Annotated in this window: 18 protein-coding genes and 1 pseudogene; 8 read left to right on the top strand and 11 right to left on the bottom strand. The window is 43.4% G+C overall.

Annotated elements, in window-relative coordinates; translation table 11 throughout:
• Positions 1 to 60 precede the first annotated feature (60 nt).
• Entirely contained in the window at positions 61 to 807 is a 747-nt protein-coding gene (hemQ, locus tag AR335_RS17225; RefSeq protein WP_062238225.1) for a hydrogen peroxide-dependent heme synthase, read from the top strand.
• Positions 808 to 1,002: 195 nt separating this feature from the next.
• Positions 1,003 to 1,485: pseudogene (gerQ, locus tag AR335_RS17220) on the top strand (spore coat protein GerQ); the annotation flags it as partial.
• Positions 1,486 to 1,850: 365 nt separating this feature from the next.
• Here the strand turns inward: gerQ and AR335_RS17215 are convergent.
• Both AR335_RS17215 and AR335_RS17210 read right to left on the bottom strand, forming a co-directional pair.
• Positions 1,851 to 2,222 (bottom strand): DUF423 domain-containing protein, encoded by a 372-nt coding sequence (locus AR335_RS17215; RefSeq protein WP_062238223.1) that lies wholly within the window; start codon positions 2,220 to 2,222, stop codon positions 1,851 to 1,853.
• Positions 2,223 to 2,273: 51 nt separating this feature from the next.
• Complete coding sequence (locus AR335_RS17210) at positions 2,274 to 2,510, bottom strand: YvrJ family protein (protein WP_062238221.1); 237 nt, start codon at positions 2,508 to 2,510, stop codon at positions 2,274 to 2,276.
• Positions 2,511 to 2,762: 252 nt separating this feature from the next.
• Between AR335_RS17210 and AR335_RS17205 the strand changes: the two genes are divergently transcribed.
• Positions 2,763 to 3,137 (top strand): hypothetical protein, encoded by a 375-nt coding sequence (locus tag AR335_RS17205; RefSeq protein WP_156419064.1) that lies wholly within the window; start codon positions 2,763 to 2,765, stop codon positions 3,135 to 3,137.
• A 5-nt stretch (positions 3,138 to 3,142) separates the two neighbouring features.
• A complete protein-coding gene (locus AR335_RS17200; RefSeq protein WP_062238477.1) occupies positions 3,143 to 4,762 on the top strand; it encodes a glycoside hydrolase family 13 protein in 1,620 nt (539 codons plus the stop codon).
• Between the two features lie 46 nt (positions 4,763 to 4,808).
• Here the strand turns inward: AR335_RS17200 and AR335_RS17195 are convergent, their stop codons facing one another.
• Together AR335_RS17195 and AR335_RS17190 are read right to left on the bottom strand one after the other, a co-directional pair.
• Complete coding sequence (locus AR335_RS17195) at positions 4,809 to 5,087, bottom strand: YwdI family protein (RefSeq protein ID WP_156419063.1); 279 nt, start codon at positions 5,085 to 5,087, stop codon at positions 4,809 to 4,811.
• Positions 5,088 to 5,398: 311 nt separating this feature from the next.
• On the bottom strand, positions 5,399 to 5,635 hold the full coding sequence (locus AR335_RS17190; RefSeq protein ID WP_062238214.1) for a hypothetical protein: 237 nt from the start codon (positions 5,633 to 5,635) through the stop codon (positions 5,399 to 5,401).
• A 375-nt stretch (positions 5,636 to 6,010) separates the two neighbouring features.
• Here AR335_RS17190 and AR335_RS17185 point away from each other — a divergent pair, with 375 nt between their 5' ends.
• A complete protein-coding gene (locus AR335_RS17185) occupies positions 6,011 to 6,574 on the top strand; it encodes a beta-class carbonic anhydrase (RefSeq protein WP_062238213.1) in 564 nt (187 codons plus the stop codon).
• Positions 6,575 to 6,647: 73 nt separating this feature from the next.
• On the opposite strand, the gene AR335_RS17180 is transcribed toward AR335_RS17185, so the two are convergent.
• The 4 genes from AR335_RS17180 to AR335_RS24325 all read right to left on the bottom strand — a co-directional run bounded on the left by AR335_RS17180 (position 6,648) and on the right by AR335_RS24325 (position 13,153).
• The gene (locus tag AR335_RS17180; RefSeq protein WP_062238211.1) at positions 6,648 to 8,240 is read right to left on the bottom strand and encodes an ATP-binding protein; all 1,593 of its coding nucleotides are present in this window, start codon (positions 8,238 to 8,240) and stop codon (positions 6,648 to 6,650) included.
• A gap of 134 nt (positions 8,241 to 8,374) precedes the next feature.
• Positions 8,375 to 11,872, bottom strand: a complete 3,498-nt coding sequence (locus AR335_RS17175; RefSeq protein ID WP_062238209.1) for a bifunctional 2',3'-cyclic-nucleotide 2'-phosphodiesterase/3'-nucleotidase — start codon at positions 11,870 to 11,872, stop codon at positions 8,375 to 8,377.
• A gap of 238 nt (positions 11,873 to 12,110) precedes the next feature.
• The gene (locus AR335_RS17170) at positions 12,111 to 12,815 is read right to left on the bottom strand and encodes a polysaccharide deacetylase family protein (RefSeq protein WP_062238207.1); all 705 of its coding nucleotides are present in this window, start codon (positions 12,813 to 12,815) and stop codon (positions 12,111 to 12,113) included.
• A 191-nt stretch (positions 12,816 to 13,006) separates the two neighbouring features.
• Complete coding sequence (locus AR335_RS24325) at positions 13,007 to 13,153, bottom strand: lmo0937 family membrane protein (RefSeq protein ID WP_139223432.1); 147 nt, start codon at positions 13,151 to 13,153, stop codon at positions 13,007 to 13,009.
• A 148-nt stretch (positions 13,154 to 13,301) separates the two neighbouring features.
• On the opposite strand from AR335_RS24325, the gene AR335_RS17160 reads away from it, so the two are divergent.
• Both AR335_RS17160 and AR335_RS24320 read left to right on the top strand, forming a co-directional pair.
• Positions 13,302 to 13,655, top strand: coding sequence for a general stress protein (locus AR335_RS17160; protein ID WP_062238203.1), 354 nt, complete (start codon positions 13,302 to 13,304; stop codon positions 13,653 to 13,655).
• 222 nt (positions 13,656 to 13,877) lie between these two features.
• On the top strand, positions 13,878 to 14,072 hold the full coding sequence (locus AR335_RS24320) for a hypothetical protein (RefSeq protein WP_156419062.1): 195 nt from the start codon (positions 13,878 to 13,880) through the stop codon (positions 14,070 to 14,072).
• 76 nt (positions 14,073 to 14,148) lie between these two features.
• Here AR335_RS24320 and AR335_RS17155 read toward each other — a convergent pair whose 3' ends face one another.
• Positions 14,149 to 14,946, bottom strand: a complete 798-nt coding sequence (locus AR335_RS17155) for an alpha/beta fold hydrolase (RefSeq protein ID WP_062238201.1) — start codon at positions 14,944 to 14,946, stop codon at positions 14,149 to 14,151.
• Between the two features lie 166 nt (positions 14,947 to 15,112).
• Between AR335_RS17155 and AR335_RS17150 the strand changes: the two genes are divergently transcribed.
• Positions 15,113 to 15,610: a YajQ family cyclic di-GMP-binding protein gene (locus tag AR335_RS17150; RefSeq protein WP_053356398.1), complete on the top strand. Its 498-nt coding sequence runs from the start codon at positions 15,113 to 15,115 to the stop codon at positions 15,608 to 15,610.
• 505 nt (positions 15,611 to 16,115) lie between these two features.
• Here AR335_RS17150 and AR335_RS17145 read toward each other — a convergent pair.
• Complete coding sequence (locus AR335_RS17145; RefSeq protein ID WP_062238199.1) at positions 16,116 to 16,490, bottom strand: SLAP domain-containing protein; 375 nt, start codon at positions 16,488 to 16,490, stop codon at positions 16,116 to 16,118.
• Positions 16,491 to 16,594: 104 nt separating this feature from the next.
• Positions 16,595 to 16,960 (bottom strand): cytochrome-c oxidase, encoded by a 366-nt coding sequence (locus AR335_RS17140; protein WP_062238198.1) that lies wholly within the window; start codon positions 16,958 to 16,960, stop codon positions 16,595 to 16,597.
• Positions 16,961 to 16,963: the final 3 nt, after the last annotated feature.

Below are 16,963 nucleotides of genomic sequence, written 5' to 3'. Positions count from 1 at the left end.
GCGGATGTGGTATATTGGATAAGAGTGAAATTATCATTATATTCCAAGGAGTGACTATACATGAGTGAAGCTGCACAAACCCTGGAAGGCTGGTACTGCCTCCATGATTTCCGCAAGATGGATTGGGTATCCTGGAAAGCGATTTCAAGTAATGAACGCGAAGCTGCGATCAAAGAATTTATGACGTTTTTGGAAAAATGGGAAGGGGCCGAGGCCCGCAAAGAAGGCAGCCATGCCCTTTATTCGATCGTTGGCCAAAAAGCAGATTTCATGCTGATGCTGCTGCGCCCTACAATGGAAGATCTCAATGAAATCGAAAATGCGTTCAACAAAACAGCATTTGCTCAATATACGATCCCTGCTTATTCCTATGTATCTGTTGTTGAGCTAAGCAACTATAATCCTTCCAACGATGTAGATCCTGAAACAGACCCAATGATTCAAGGCCGCTTAAAGCCGGAACTTCCGAAATGGAAATATGTCTGCTTCTATCCAATGGACAAGCGCCGTGAAGGAAACGACAACTGGTACATGGTGCCGATGGAAGAACGCAAGAAGATGATGTACAGCCACGGCATGATCGGCCGCAGCTATGCAGGCAAGGTCAAACAAATCATTACCGGTTCTGTCGGATTCGATGACTGGGAGTGGGGAGTTACACTCTTTGCCAATGACGTTCTTCAATTCAAAAAACTCGTCTATGAAATGAGATTCGATGAAGTAAGTGCACGCTATGGTGAATTCGGTTCTTTCTATGTCGGTAACCAACTGATAAAAGAAGCCGTACCTGGATTTCTGCACGTATAATTGTTGAAATTTATGAAAGCTGGTTCTCATGCCGCGCACACGCGTGACATGAGAACCAGCTTTTTTTGGTCTAACTGGCGGCATGTTTACATATGATGAAATGTAGTTTTCCGGGCTTCTTCAAATTCTATTAAACGTTATAGAACTTATACCGGTCCGCGTGTTTAAAAACCTTTTTACAAGGGGGATGCAAGTATGACAAATTACAGGCAAACACAAGGCCAGCAAACAGGTGGAGGCATGCCGCCCTACTATGGCAGTATGCCTCAATCAGGCCAGATGGGAATGGGTCAGATGGGCCAGATGCCGCAGGGACAGCAAGGACAGGGAGGTTATACAGGACCTGGGATGATGCCAGAGATGGGGATGCCGCCTCAAGGGCTCGGCGCAGCCTACGGACAGCACCCTACTGATATTGCCGCACCCGGACAGCTGCCTCTTGAGCAATCTTATATTGAAAATATCCTGCGGTTAAACAAAGGAAAAGTAGCGACAGTTTATCAAACATTTGAAGGCAGTGATAAGTGGAATTCAAAAGTATTCAGGGGAGTTATCGAAGCTGCAGGCCGTGACCATATTATCCTGAGTGATCCTCAAACTGGAAAACGCTTTCTCCTTCTAATGGTCTTCGTCAATTATGTTACGTTTGATGAAGAAATCGAATACACCTATCCTTTTGGCGGTTCCCAGGGAAGCCAGCAGCAACAGCAGAGCCAGGCCCAGGGACAGAGCCAGAGCCCTGGACAGGGGCAAGGGCAATCACAGTCCCAAGGTCAGCCGATGTCAACCTACAGCCCGAGGTAAACCAATACAAAAAGAGCTTTGTCTAAGCAAAGCTCTTTTTCTTTGGCTCTTTTCTAAAAAATTGTTGCTTTGGGAAAATTTTTGTGAAAAACCTTCATTGATCAGTTGATTGGAGTGCAAGGTGAAAGACTGAGGCTAGGACTAACGGAACGGGTGAGACACGCGGAAAGCGAGCAACCTGGAACGGAAATCAGCCACTCCCAAGGAGCAACAAAGGTTACGAAAACAGCCTTTTCTTTTTACAGCCCTTTTACGGCTGCCATAATGAATAGCACCCAGCCTGCAATAAATGCCACTCCGCCAAACGGGGTGATGATGCCGAGCTTTGAAATACCGGTTGTGCTTAATGCGTACAAGCTGCCGGAGAACAGGATAATTCCAATGAACATAAGCCAGCCTGACCAATGCAGCGCTCCTGAGTTTGTCAGTTTTCCCGCGAGAAGCCCGACGATTAAGAGTCCGATGGCGTGATACATATGATACTGAACACCCGTTTTATAGACTTCGATCATACGCTCTGATAGTTTTCCTTCCAGACCATGGGCACCGAAAGCTCCCAGCATGACCGCCAGTGCAGCATTCACGGCACCCAAGATTAAAAACAGCTTCATTTCCAATTCACTCCTCTAGTTTTCTTTTATCATACCAGAAAGTAAAGGAGGTTATGAAACATCCGATTTTTTCAGTTCCTCTTTTTCTTTTAGACTTTGACCGTATTGCTCCAGCTTTTTTTCAAGCTCCTCTTTATCAACCAGTTCATCCCGCAGATCTTTTATTACAGCTTCCAAGCTTTGTATCCTTTTTTCAAACTGCAGCATCAAATAGCCAGCCAGTAAAACCGGAAAGCCCACATTCCCAAGGAGATTTACTAGCCCTAGCCAATCATTAGCTGTATTCATTCAAGATCTCCCTCACTTTTACTGTATATTTTTACGAACGTTTGTTCGTAAAAATAGTATAAACCCGAACAGTAAAATTTACCATCATACATTCTACCGTTTTTAAAAACATGCCATAAGACCTAGTAAATAAAAAAATAAAAGGCTTCTGGGAAGTTCTGCTTCCCAAAAGCCTTAAGCTTGTTAATTATGCATTCGTTGTCTTTGCCTGATCGTCAGCCACGTCTTTTACAAAGGCTGTTTTCGTAAGCCTTGTTGCTTTTGGGAGTGGTTGATTTCCGTTTCAGGATGCTCGCTTTTACCGGCGTAAACGCCTACTTTCGCGGGGCGTGCGGTGAGCCTTACCGGCGCCAGCGCCTACTTTCTCGGCGCATGCGCCTGTGGGTCTCACCTGTCCCGCTGCTCCCGCAGGACAAGGAAGGCTTCGGCAGCGTTATATCGCACGAAGAAAATGTGAAATTCATTTTCGAGGAGTCTCGCACCTTACACTCCAATCAACTTATCAATGAAGCTTCTTTACAGGAAGGTTTGGAGAAATTAAATCCAGAAGACATCCGCCGTTCACCAAATGGCTTTCCAGGCGGCGAGACTTCCTTCATAATAAAGAAAAAGGAGAGGAAAGGGTGAGCGTTTTGAAAAGAACATGGTGGAAAGAAGCTATCGTCTATCAGGTCTACTGGCGCAGTTTTTTCGATACAGACGGAGATGGCTACGGCGATCTGGAAGGCGTCATTCAAAAAATGGACTATATTAAAAAACTTGGGGCAGATGTAATCTGGCTTAATCCAATCTATGAATCTCCTGATTTGGACAACGGCTATGACATCTCAGACTACCGATCAGTCATGAAGAAAGCAGGAACGATGGAGACGTGGGAGAGATTGCTTAACGAAGCTCACAGCAGAGGACTGAAACTCATCATGGACCTTGTTGTGAACCATACCTCCGATCAGCATCCATGGTTCATCGAGTCGCGTTCATCAAAGGATAACCCGAAGAGAGACTGGTACATCTGGAAGGATGCGGTAAACGGCCGGGAACCGAACAATTGGCGCTCTTATTTTTCTCCTTCTGTATGGGAACTTGATGAAAAAACAGATCAATATTATATGCACTCTTTTGCCGTTCAGCAGCCGGATTTGAATTGGGAAAACCCTGAAGTAAGAGAAGAGATCTACAGCATGATGAAATTTTGGCTTGATAAAGGAATAGATGGATTCCGTATGGACGTAATCAACCTTCTGGCAAAGCAAAAAGGTTTTCCGGATTCTGACCATCCTGAGAACATTGATTACCTAGGAAATAACTCTGGCATTCATGACTTTCTGCAAGAAATGAATGAAAAAGTACTGCGCCACTATGATGCAATGACGGTCGGAGAGATTCCGTTCGTTACACCTGAAGATGGCTTAAAGTATGTTGGCGAAGACCGGCATGAGCTGAACACATTGTTTCACTTTCAAGTAGCTGACGACATGCCCTCCTGGGACATGCTCCGCTACAAGGAAATTCAGCAAACATGGTACGATGGCCTGCATGGGAAAGGGTGGAACTCTCAATTCCTGAACAATCATGATCATACCCGGCAAGTGACACGCTACGGAAACGACAAAGAATACCGAATCGAATCAGCTAAATTACTTGCCGCCATGGTTCATACACTGCCGGGAATGCCTTATATATTTCAAGGTGAAGAAATCGGTATGACCGGTTTAAGGTTTGATACGATCGGTGAATATCATGATATCGCGATGAAAAATAAATATGAGGAAGAAACGAGCAAAGGCAGGGATCCTCAGGAAGTGCTGCATGAGCTTCAGCCGTTAAGCCGCGATAATTCCAGGACTCCTATGCAATGGAACTCATCAGAGAATGCCGGCTTTAGTGAAGGAAAACCCTGGCTTAATATGAACCCTAATTATAAAGAGATCAATGTTGAAAACGCTCTGAATGATCCCAATTCCGTTTTTTATTTCTATCAGAAGCTGATTTCTTTGCGAAAAGAACACGATGTGATGGTTTATGGCGACTATAAGGATTTGTCAGAGGGTGATGCAAACCTGTACATCTACAGCAGAAGCCTTAACGGTGTGACATGGCTGATCATGCTGAATCACAGCGATGAGCCCAGCTCATTCTCTCTTCCAGCATCCCTAACTGTGAACGAAGATAATCTGATTCTCGGAAACTATACGGCGATCAGCGGCCAAAACGTTCTGCAGCCTCATGAAGCAAGAATATATCAACTATAAAAAAAACAGGCTTCATCCGTTAAGGATAAGCCTGTTTTTCTGTTGTCTAGAAATCAAAAATGGAATCGCCGTTGCCCTCTTCATCATCGTCCATCTTCTTATTCTGTTTAGGCAGTGTGCCTGTAAATCCAGGTGGAGCAGAAATAGGGGAGGGCGGCACCCACTGGCTGTCTTCTCTGGTGCTGTCAGAATCCAGCATGAGATCGCAGAGTGTCTTAATGGCGGCCGCGTTCTCCTTTATTTTTGGCGAACTCTCCGGGAGCTGCTTTAGTTCTGTCATATGCTTTTCCATCAACGTAATGATATGGCGAACGGAAATACTCATGATTTGCTCTCCTTCCGATAAACCTTCTTTGCTGTACTTATAGTAACACATTTTTTCTCCACGAAAAAAAGACAGTCTTAAAGAGACTGCCCGACATACTCCGCACATTTATTATTGAAATTCACAATGATTCACGGTGATCCAGGCCGAGAAACCCTATGAATTATCCGTTTTAATAGACTTTTGGATCTGCCAGCAGAATACCTTTCCCGTTCATCGATCTCTTTAAGTATTACTAAGTAGTATTTTGCCATCCTTAATAATATCATTTACCCTCTCCCCTCGATTTAAATTTTCTAATACCGAATTGGTTAAGAAGTATCTATCCACTTCACTTTACGGCGTTCTTGTTTATAGTTGTTGATTGGTTTGAAGAGCGGACGTTCTTTCTTTTTCACCGCTTTAGCCAGCAGGTTCGCAACCCGGTATTTCTGCTCTTTCGCAAGAACGGCTTGCTCCACCCTGGTGATCATCAAGGAAACCGCCTTCTGAAACATCACATTCACCGTAAATAGAATAATGGCTATTAAATACACAGATTGTTCCATATCCGTACATCCCCCTTTTTAATAGTAAATCTATTTTAATGGATTGCCAGCCTTGCTTTGAGCCTGTCCCCCTTTCTTCCTGACATGATGCTTTAACAACTTACTATCATATGTTCTTGATAGCTTGATTATACGGAGTGGAAAAGGAAATGTTTGTCACAATGTGCTTCGTTTGCTTGTTTTTTTCCTACATATCTTTGCGTTGTCCAACAAAAAACGAACCATTCCTGAAAGAGTTATCCCTTCTGACAATATTTCAGCCTGTTTTTTTATCGATAACACGCTTGTTTCGTCTAATTAAAACTTTTGAAATTTGATTTATGAAGATATTTCGATAAAATAGTAAAAAAGAGTTTTTTTGAAAGGAAGATAAACATGGCAATTTTGAATGAAATTTTAGAGTACAATGAACAATTCGTGGAAAACAAAGAATACAAAAAGTACCAGGCGACGAAGTTTCCAGAAAAAAGACTTGTTATTATTTCCTGCATGGATACAAGGCTGACGGAATTGCTTCCACAGGCCATGAATATAAAAAATGGAGACGTTAAGATCATCAAAACCGCTGGTGCTATTATTGCGCATCCTTTTGGCAGTGTCATGCGAAGCATCCTTGTCGCCATCTATGCCCTGAAGGCATCAGAAGTCTGTGTCATCGGCCATCACGATTGCGGAATGAGTGCCCTTGATCCCGCTGATTTTATTGGAAAAATGAAAGACCAGGGAATAAAAGAAGAAACACTCAACACCCTAAAATACTCCGGCATGGATTTCAATCAATGGCTGAGAGGGTTCGATAACGTAGAAGATGCTGTAAAAGGCAGCGTAAGCATGGTGAAGCACCACCCGCTGCTTCCTGAGACAGTCAGCGTCCACGGCCTCGTCATTGATCCGGAAACCGGAAAGCTCGATGTTGTCGTTGATGGGTATGAGCAATAAATACACTAGGGTTAGGTACGAAAAATCTGGATAGTATACCCTTCTTTGCATTAAAAAGCTCCTGGCTGTACAGTCAGGAGCTTTTTCTTGAAAGTTCCGGCAGTTTAACCGAAAAGATTGTCCCTTTATTCGGTTCACTTGTTACAGTTACCTCTCCGTTATGCTGTTCTATAATTTTAAAACTTACCATCAGCCCGAGCCCGGTTCCCATATCTTTTGTTGTAAAGAATGGTTCCCCCAGCTTTTTCAGCTGATCCTTTTCGAGGCCATGTCCTTCATCTTTTACTTCAATAATTGCGTAGCCTTCACTTGTCCGTTTGACCGAAACTTCAACCTGGCTTCCATGTGCGGATGCTTCCACTGCGTTTTTAATCAGATTGATGAAAACTTGTTTCAAGGAGTTGGAATCACCTCTGATCAGGCAGCCCACATCTTGAATCCCGCAAATTATAGAAATATTAGAGAGGCTGGCATATGCCTCCATCAGCAGCAAGGTTTCTTTTACAAGCCCAGACAAATCGACTTCCTCAAACGTAAACTGCTTCACTTTCGCCAGCTGCATGTATTCCTCTAAAATCTGGTTCATCCTATTAATCTCCGCCAGCATGATATTCGTGTACTCATCGGAGATATGCTCCTCCCTCATAAACTGAACAAACCCTGACAGAATAGCCAGCGGATTACGGATTTCATGGGCTACACCTGCAGCCAGCTGACCGATGACGGAAAGCTTTTCGGATTGGACGATCAGTTCTTCTGTCCGCTTCGTTTCCGTAATATCACGGTAAATTCCGGCTATGGCTTTAATCGTGCCATCAGGGTTGCGTATCGGAGAAAAGGTGACAGAGACCGGAAACAGTTCTTCTGTTTTCTTTTGATTGACTATTTCATAGCCAGAAACTGCATCTCCTTTAATAATTCTTTCAAACACTTCCCCTATCAGCTGCTTTTGCGTAGCTGGAAAATGCTGAAAAGGCTTTTTCAGCACCTCTTCTTCCTTCCATCCGTAAAGCTCAATGAACGCCCGGTTCACTGCCAGTGCATCACCTTCCAGGTTTTGAACGAGGATGGCATCAGCTGTCTGTGAAAAGATGGAATGAAAATATTCTTTCGATTCAAGCAGCTGGCTGGCTGTATGCCTTTCCCTGTTCTCTGCTTTCATCCGAAGCTTTTCCGTAAACTGAGTGGACAGTACAAAGAAAACCGTTAAGAAAACGAGCAACAACAGGATAAAGACCAAATCAAAGTCTTCAACCGAGGAAAAAAGCGCCCGATCCGTAAAAAAGAAATAAGTAGACATGGCTACTGACAAAACACCAGAATAAATAATGACTTTATATTGGCTGTAAAACGTGCTCAGCAAAAGGCAAAACCAGATGTAAAGATAGTTGACCAAAACAGGCTGCACGGATATTAAGCAGAACAAAAAAGCAAAAATACCCGTAACGGTGAGATACATTGAAAAAACAGGCATGCGGTTCCATACAGCAAAAAAGGTAATAAAGCCTCCAATGCCAAAGCCTAACGGAAACATGACCGAAACAATGTCGCGGTCGAAAATATAATCAAAGAGAACATCAATAACAAAGAATCCCCATAGCAATTTGTAAAGGAGCGTATTTCTTTTTTTAATTAAACTTAATGGATCTTCTGTAAAACCATTCACTATTCCGGCTCCTTTGTTCTAGTAATCACTCCAACAACTGGATTATATCACAAATAAAGGAATAGACTGCGGAACAAAAAAACAGCTTAATCCCTCCCCATGAGAAGGCTTAAGCTGGTCTGGCTTGATACTGTTTACTTGTTCAGTTTTGTGATTCTGCCCTCAACTTTAGGGTCCACTGTACCTTTGGCTTTAATGTATTTCACAAGTGCTTCAAGATCGACGATATCAATCGCTAAGTTTTTGCCGTTCTTTAAGGTTGTGTATCCGTCTCCGCCGCCTGCCATAAAGTTATTAACTGTGACAGAATAGGTTTTTGCCGGATCAATGGAAGTTCCATCAGGAAGAGTGATGCTCACGATACGATCTCCTGCCGCTTTTGAATCATCATAGGTAAACTTAAGCCCTGAAATCTGAAGGATCTTTGCACGTGTCGGATCTGCCCACTGCTCTTCCAAAAGGCTTTTTACTTGTACACCTGTCAGATCCATTTTCACAAGATCATTTCCGAAAGGCTGAGCGGTAAACGCTTCTTTCCACGTAATTTTTCCTGCGTCAATATCTGCACGCACTCCGCCTGGATTCATGAAGGCGAAATCTGTTTTCGTCTGTTCTTTCATGGAATCCGCGATGAGGTTCCCCATTGCCGATTCGCCGTCTGCATTAGCATCTTTGCTGATGTAGTTAGGTGTGTCTCCGATCTCTTCATTCAAAATTGGAGCAACATCTGCTACATAATTATCAACAAATGCTTTGATTTCAGGATCCGGAGCAATTTTGCCGCGGTCAACAGTTACGACTTCAGCGCTCTTTTTCACGATATCCTGTGTTTTAGGATCGATGACAAGATCCACATCAGAGAACGCGGTTCCAGAAGAATAGGATTGTACGAGAAGCTTGTTGTCGACTACTGCATTCGTAAGCGCATGGTTGTGCCCGCCGAACATAACATCAACTTCATCGTCAACTTTGTTCGCCATATCCACGAGTTCGCCTGTTGCATTCTGTCCGTCAGCTGTAGAGTTCGCCGGATTGTGGGCAAGCACGACGATGGACTTAATTCCTTTTGCTTCGAGTTCTTTTGCATATTTGTTGATGGCTTCTGTCTCATCGGTAAATTCAACACCTTCTACGCCGCTTGGGATAACGATGCTAGGCGTGTCAGAGAGAACAACACCGATGATGCCAATTTTTGCTCCGCCCACTTCTTTGATCACATAAGGATCAAGAAGCGGTTTGTTTGTGCTCTTGTCAATCACATTGGCTGCCACATAAGGGAAGCTCGCCCCTTCAAACTTGCCGTACTTTGCTTCTGTTTTCGGATGGCTTCCACCGTGGATCAGACGCAGCATTTCTTTTACGCCCTCATCAAACTCATGATTTCCAATCGTTGCAGCATCAAAGCCCAGTTTGTTCAAAAAGCGGATCGTAGGCTCGTCCTGAAGCAAAGCTGATACCGGAGAACTTGCTCCTACTGCATCACCCGCATGAAGCAAAAGCGTATTCGGGTTCGTTGCTTCACGCTGTTTTAAGTAGGCTGCAAGATATTCAGCACCGCCTGCGTTGATCTTCGAGTTGTACGTATCAAGCTGGCCGTGGAAATCATTGATGCCTAAAAGCTGCACATTAATGTTCTCAAGCTTTTTAAGTTTATACGAATATTTCGCAAAGCCTTCTGCTGCAGGGCCGACATATTTAATGGCTCCATCTGCCGGTATTGCCTTTTGAGCGTCAGGTGTAGATTCAAAGGTTACATTCGGTTCACCTGCTACAGAAGCAAACTTCCAGTTTTGATCTGCAGAAGGATCAATCGTGCCGCGTTCACGAATATAGTCGATGATGACTTGACGGTTTTCATCCGGATACAGGTTGACTGCCGTTTTATTTTTCACACCCGGGAACAGTCCGTTTGCACGGTAATTATTCGTCGCAACGATAAATTCCTGGTTATTGTCGATTGGCTTGCCGTTGTATTGAAGATTTTTAATCCGGCTGGAATCAGCATTGATCACATTTCCGTCTTTATCATATTTCGCCGGCTGTGTCACATCGACGTCATAGGTAACGCCATCGATCACATCAAAGTTATACGTCGGGAAATCATTGTTCACAAGCGCCTGCTCTTCTTTTTTGGACGGATCAATCTTGTTGAACTGCCCAGCTGACATCTCGAGCCATTCTTTTACATCAGAGCCTTTCACTTTAACAGTCGCTACAGTGTTCGGATACAGATAAAGGTCAGAGACGTTCTTAATCGCGATGGTGCCTTTCGGAATATTGGTGTAGTAGTTCGCACCGTTTCTTCCCCCTGCTTTAAATGGAGCCCCTGCAGATAATACTGGCAGACCTTCATCCTTCGTGCCTTTTAATTGCTTTTCAACGTACCATTTTTGTGCGTTCGTAACGATTTGAATGGATGGGTCATCTTGGACAATTGCGAAGTAGCTGTTGATATCAGCACTTGTTTGTCCTACCGGCTGGCGGACATAGGCAATGGTGCCTTGATGGTCTTTTTTGATCGCCTTAATGATGCTTTCGTCAGTTTTGGCGAGACTTTTCTTGTTTACTTTGTCATAAACCGCTCTTAATTGAGTCTTTGCCTTGTCGATAGACCATTTTCCTTTGACTTTCACAAGGCCAAGGTCCATTACGCCAAGCTGGTTGCCCCAGTTTCCTGGCATGATGACCGGCTTCCCGTTAATCGTTCCGTTCTTTTCATCAACACCCGGAAGGTTTGCGAAATCGCCAGGGAATGTTTTGTGATTGTGTCCGGAAATAATCGCATCGATGCCTTTGACTTTTGTCAGGTCGTAGGCGGCATCCTCTTCCATCTGTTTGCGGTCTGCATCACCGATTCCGGAGTGCGCCAGAGCAACAATGATGTCAGCCCCATCTTTTTTCATTCTAGGAATATAGGATTTTACCGTATCGACGATATCCTTTGTGATGACTTTTCCATCAAGGTTGGATTTATCCCACATTGTAATTTGAGGAGTAACGGCGCCGATTACACCGACTTTAATGACTTGTTTATGTCCTTTTGCATCAATGACTTTCTTTTTAATAATTTTATAAGGTTTGAAATAGTTCTTGTCGTTGTAAGGGTTTCTATCATGATCATCTTTAAAGACATTGGAATTCACGTACGGGAAAGGAGCATCATCCAATACCTCCTGAAGGTAATCCAGGCCATAGTTGAATTCATGGTTTCCTACAGTTGCGGCATCGTATTTTAATAGTTTCATCGCTTTGAAGACCGGATGCATTTCTCCGTTTTCAAGCTTGTCCACTTTCGCTTTGTAATCACCGAGCGGGTTACCTTGAATCAAGTCCCCGTTATCAAAAAGAAGGGTGTTCTTAGATTCGCTTCTCGCTTTTTTAATGAGGGTTGCCGTTTTTGCCAAACCGAACTCATCTGTTTCCGCGTCTTTATAATAATCATAATTTGCGATATGAGTGTGGATATCAGTAGTGCCCAGAATCCTAAGCTGAACGGATTCTGTTTTGCTCTGCTTCTGCGGTTTAGCTGCCGCTTTTACTGAATCCATAGTGATTGGTGAAGCAAGTACGGTTAATGCCATTGTTGATGCCAGTAAAGAACGTCCCATTGAAGTAAAGGACTTTTTCCCCATACGTATCCCCCTAAAATCATTCAGTTATTTTATTGCCAATCTAATTATATATTTTGAAAATAAAAATAAAAGCCTTTATTCGTAAAATAAAGGTAAATTTATTAAATTCATGGAAAATCGCTAAAAAAGACCTATTATATTTGATTCTTTAAGTCTATAAAACACTTTTTCATTCAGCTTTTAAACATGGAAAAAGAACGAAAAAAAGCTGCCGGATGTTGTCCGGCAGCGGGTTTTTTTATTGGAATACGACAGGTTTTTGATTTTCATTAATAGGTAAAAACTCATAGCCTTCTTTTTGCAGGGCGTGAAGAAGTGCCGGCAGCTCACGGGCGGTCTTTGCTTTATCATGCATCACAATTACTGGGTCTTGCTGATTTTTTTCGACTTTTTCCACTTGCTGCATCGTTTTAGTGATCCAGCTGTCATCCTGGCTTCCCCAGTCAACGCTGTCCACATTCCAATCCCACATGATAAATCCATCACGTTTTAACGCCTCTATGTATGCCTGCTTCATATCCGGTACACTTCCATAGGGAACACGAACAAGATTGGATCGTTCACCACTGATGTTTTCCAGTGTTTGACGGCATGTCTTCATTTCCCCCGTAACAGTTGAAGAACTGTGGTAGAACGCCTCCTTGTCATGAGTCACGCCATGGCATCCGACCGCATTTTGGCTATAAGCCAATTGCACGGTTTCCATCGGATATTGCTTCATATGCGGAGAAAGCATAAAAAAAGTCGCCGAAGCGTGATAGTCATTTAAGACCTTAATGAGCTGGCCGGTCGTTTCCGTGGGCCCGTCATCAAATGTTAAATACACTTTCTTTTGTTCGGTTTGCTGCACTTCTGCTTGTACTTTGTTTTCACCAAAAGGAAACGCCATGATTACCAAATTAAGCAGCATTAACGGTCCTAACATCTTAAGAAATATTTTCAAAATCAATCCCTCCAAACGGTTTGCTTTTACTTACAAGCTATTCGGAGGAAATGACTCCTTTACCGGGTTATAAATGCCTTTCAGATAAAATTGCTCCTATTGAAGCGTGCCAAATGATACCGGCTTTTAAAAATATTTGGAAATGCTTCATAAAAAAAGGGGATGCTTCAAAAATGAAGCATCCTCTTTTTTCACGATGAGCGCCTTCCTTTAATTAGCTTAAAGACAAGAATGACAATGGCTACAATCAGAAGAATATGAATGATACCGCCAGCAATCTTAAAAATAAGCCCCAATAGCCATAGTACGATTAATATACCGATAATTGTCCAGATCATTTGGGTATCTTCCTTTCTTTTTTCATTACGCTTTATTTTCCCCAAAAGTAATCGGTATAAAACGCTCAGGTTCATTTTTCCATGTTTACAAAATACAAAAAGCGTGTACATAACAAGTGTATTCAATTCGAGAGGGAGGAATTTGATCATGGCTGTTAAACCATTAGTACGAGAATTTTCTACGGAACAAGAAGTAATTTCTGCGGTCAACGAGCTTGAAACACGGGGAATTGACCACGATGACATCTACGTCCTCGCACACGAAAGAGACGACACGCGTTACATCGCAGATGCAGCAGATGCCAACACCATTGGGACGCCAGAAGAAGGACTAGGAACTGCCATTAAAAATCTCTTCCAAAAACGCGGTGATGAACTCCGCAATAAACTTGAAGAAGTCGGGTTAAGTCCCATTGAAGCGGAGCAGTACGAAAGAAAACTCGATGAAGGTAAAGTCCTTGTACTTGTTAAAGGCGATAACGACCTAGACACTTGGTTGTAAAGTTAAAATATAGGAAAAGGGACAGGGCTCACTCGTCGTGAAGCCTGTCCCTTTTTTTGCATTCCTTGCGGCGGAGATTGGAAACGAATGCGTCGAATCGTGTCATTTAATGTCGAGTATAAACCGATTGAACATAAAAATTTTCGAACCTGATTTTTCAGTACTTCCATATGATTGGCTCATTATTTGCAAAAAGGGGCTGTCCAAGAAGTCTGTAAGCTGTTGATTTCCGTTCCAGGCTGCTCGCTTTCCGCGGGGCGTGCGGTGAGCCTTACCGGCGTGAACGCCTACTTTTTGGTGCAAGTCTCACCTGTCACGCTAGTCCCGCAGGACAAGGAAGGCTCCGGCAGCTTTTTATCGCACGAAGAAAATGTGAAGTTCATTTTCGAGGAGTCTCGCATCTTCCACTTCAATTAACTTTTCATTGAAGATTTTTCAAGCCAAAAAAGGGCTGCCTGAAGGTCAATTTTCGACTTTCTGGACAGCCCCTTTCTTATGACACTGAAGAACTGATGGTCAGATGCTTTTTTATAAACGTTATTGCTGTTTGATTAAAAATATCAGGCTGATCGACGTTGCAAACGTGGCCGCAATCCTTTATGGCCACAAGGCTTGAGTACTTTTTCTGTCCGATGAATGCCCGAATGGCTGGCAGAAACATATAGTCTTCCTCCCCCATGATATAAAGGGTAGGAATGGGCAGCTCCCTTTCCCTCATCGTCCGCAGGAAGGGGTTCACCCTCTGTGTCAGCTGAAACCACCGTTTGAATTCCTTTTGGCACAATTTTTTCGCTTCCCGGATGAATAGAGACCTTGACGTTTCATGCCGCTTGTTCGGCATGATCACCCATGCAAAGAGCCCATACAGCCACATGAAGGGGATAAAGGCTTTGACAGCATTCCCCAATGTGATCAGAAGGCGGGAGCGGAAATTAAGTCTCATCACTGCCCCGCCGAGCGTCATCGAACGGACACGGCAAGGCGCCATCTCGGCGATCGTCTGGATCAGGATCGTTCCGAGCGATATTCCCACAAAATGAGCGCACGGAATGTCCAGATGATCCATCACTTCAAGTACATCCTTACTGATATCCTCAAACGAATAGTTGCGAAGAAGAAAGCGGTCGGACTTGGAGCGTCCGTGCCCTCTTAAGTCGACTAGAAGAACGTTGAATTCCTGCTTGAATTCCCGGATTTGTTTATACCAGATAGAAGAGCTTCCGCCGGCACCATGAACGAAGATTACCCATTCATAGCCGCTGCCCTTTTCATACGTTTTATAATGAAGCAAGCGATATTCCTCCATAGGTTGTGGCTGCTGTTTTAAGTTAAGCTCATTGTAGCACAGGCATTGCCGCAGTTGGCCCGTTATAATTTTACAGAGTTTTGTCAAAACTGAAAACAGCGATATAATGTTAGTATAATAGAGTGATAGATACATAAAGGAGGCTGAAAAAATGAGTAAAGAAAGCTCATTTGACATCGTTTCTAAGGTAGATTTGTCAGAAGTGGATAACGCGATCAATATCGCCATGAAGGAAATTAAAAACCGCTATGACTTTAAAGGCAGCAAAAGTGACATTTCATTGGATAAAGGCAATGAGGAGCTTACGCTGATCTCTGATGATGAATACAAAATGGAGCAGCTGAAGGACGTCTTGATCAGCAAATTGATTAAACGGGATGTCCCGATTAAAAACCTGGATTATTCTAAAATTGAGCAGGCATCAGGCGGTACAGTTCGCCAGCGTGCCAAGCTCGTCCAGGGCATCGACAAAGAAAACGCAAAAAAAATCAACACCATCATTAAAAATTCAGGCGTGAAAGTGAAAAGCCAGGTGCAGGATGATCAAGTTCGCGTGTCCGGCAAAAACCGTGATGATCTTCAGCAGATTATCGCTGCCATCCGCCAGGCCGACTTGCCGATTGAAGTACAATTTATCAATTACCGATAAAAGTTGAGAGATAAAAGCATGCGCCTGTCCCGATGATCCGGGGCAGGCGTTTTTGTTTGGGGTTGGGGTGGTTTCGCGGATAATCCCTGAAATGAATGCGTCGAATCCGGTCGATTGGTGTCGAGTATAAACCGTTCGATAAAAAAAGACTGCTTTTCAATAATAAATTGGTATTTTCAATAATAAAAAAAAGATTTTCGATAATATATCGGCGTTTTCGATAATAAAATCCCTCTGAGTACATCTACAGAGAAAATAAGCTCCATCCGGCGGCCAAAAAGGGCTGATGAAACGGCAGAAAGCTGGAAAACTCACTGCTTGACACCCTATTAAAGCCTTTTTACTCAAAAACTTTCTCAATTCAACCTGAAATCTTCTTTTTTAGCGAAATGTCTATTTATCATGGAACACACGCATTCCCGGGTTTTTCTACGCTTGTTTTAAGCATCAGTATGCGAGGCCCCTTATGATAGAAAATCAACATTATGCTTTAAAAAAGCCTAGATTAAAAAAACAGCTGGCCGCCAGCCAGAATCGGTTTGTTTATTATGCTTTCCACCGGAAAAATGAAGGTCCAGGGCATGCTGGTTTCAGCTTCCAGCACGATTTGCGGGATGGTAAAGACCGATTCTGCAATGGTCCTTCCCTCCTCTTTATAGGTAAGTTGTTTTTTTTCAACAGTAAATCTATCTTGTTTAAAATTATGAAGAACACCGGTAACGAGCAGCTCTCCTTTATAATTCAAAGCCGTTCGGATCATGGAAAAAGAAATCTCCTGTCTTGCAGGGATGGATGTTTCTCTAAAGACTTTTTCTATCGTTTCCCGATCCTGATCGGCGACCGCTTTATCCCATGAGTTTTCGTACACTAAACGCTGCATGATAACACATCCTTTTTGATGTTGCTTTCCGTATCATATCATATTTTTTTCCTGTAAACCGCCAACCCCAGCTTAAAAAAACGCCCGGGGCAGCCCCCAGGCGTCTAAGCTTTCACGTTTCTCCAGATGTTTACCGCAAACAGCACGATACCCAATGCAGTGATGGTCGCGCCGATCGCGATAAACGTCTCTGCCTGTTCATGGCCGTACACATAAAAGGACAGCGACAGCAGCATGACCGGCAAGCCGATGTTATGCAGCCAAAAATGAATCTTCCCAAGCCTGCTTGCAGCGGCTTCAGGAAACAAATGATAGATGATGCCGGCGAGTGTGAGCGCAGTCCAGCCAAGCAGGTTAACGTGAGCATGCACACTCTTCAGTTGAAAACCGTGGGAGATCGACATAAACATCCCCAGTCCGACTCCCAGTACAAAATACAGTGCAGAAATCTTAATTAATCGTATTCCCATTGC

The organism is Fictibacillus sp. FJAT-27399 (genome assembly GCF_001510655.1).
Lineage (GTDB): Bacteria > Bacillota > Bacilli > Bacillales > Fictibacillaceae > Fictibacillus_C > Fictibacillus_C marinisediminis.
This window is presented reverse-complemented; position numbering and strand designations above follow the sequence as displayed.

Coding starts and splice junctions, on each gene's coding strand:
- AR335_RS17160 (WP_062238203.1), top strand. CDS start 13,302: ATGGCTGTTAAACCATTAGTACGAGAATTTTCTACGGAACAAGAAGTA.
- AR335_RS17140 (WP_062238198.1), bottom strand. CDS start 16,960: ATGGGAATACGATTAATTAAGATTTCTGCACTGTATTTTGTACTGGGA.
- AR335_RS17210 (WP_062238221.1), bottom strand. CDS start 2,510: ATGAATACAGCTAATGATTGGCTAGGGCTAGTAAATCTCCTTGGGAAT.
- AR335_RS17145 (WP_062238199.1), bottom strand. CDS start 16,490: ATGCAGCGTTTAGTGTACGAAAACTCATGGGATAAAGCGGTCGCCGAT.
- AR335_RS17185 (WP_062238213.1), top strand. CDS start 6,011: ATGGCAATTTTGAATGAAATTTTAGAGTACAATGAACAATTCGTGGAA.
- AR335_RS17215 (WP_062238223.1), bottom strand. CDS start 2,222: ATGAAGCTGTTTTTAATCTTGGGTGCCGTGAATGCTGCACTGGCGGTC.
- AR335_RS17195 (WP_156419063.1), bottom strand. CDS start 5,087: ATGAGTATTTCCGTTCGCCATATCATTACGTTGATGGAAAAGCATATG.
- AR335_RS24325 (WP_139223432.1), bottom strand. CDS start 13,153: ATGATCTGGACAATTATCGGTATATTAATCGTACTATGGCTATTGGGG.
- hemQ (WP_062238225.1), top strand. CDS start 61: ATGAGTGAAGCTGCACAAACCCTGGAAGGCTGGTACTGCCTCCATGAT.
- AR335_RS17190 (WP_062238214.1), bottom strand. CDS start 5,635: ATGGAACAATCTGTGTATTTAATAGCCATTATTCTATTTACGGTGAAT.
- AR335_RS17150 (WP_053356398.1), top strand. CDS start 15,113: ATGAGTAAAGAAAGCTCATTTGACATCGTTTCTAAGGTAGATTTGTCA.
- AR335_RS17175 (WP_062238209.1), bottom strand. CDS start 11,872: ATGGGGAAAAAGTCCTTTACTTCAATGGGACGTTCTTTACTGGCATCA.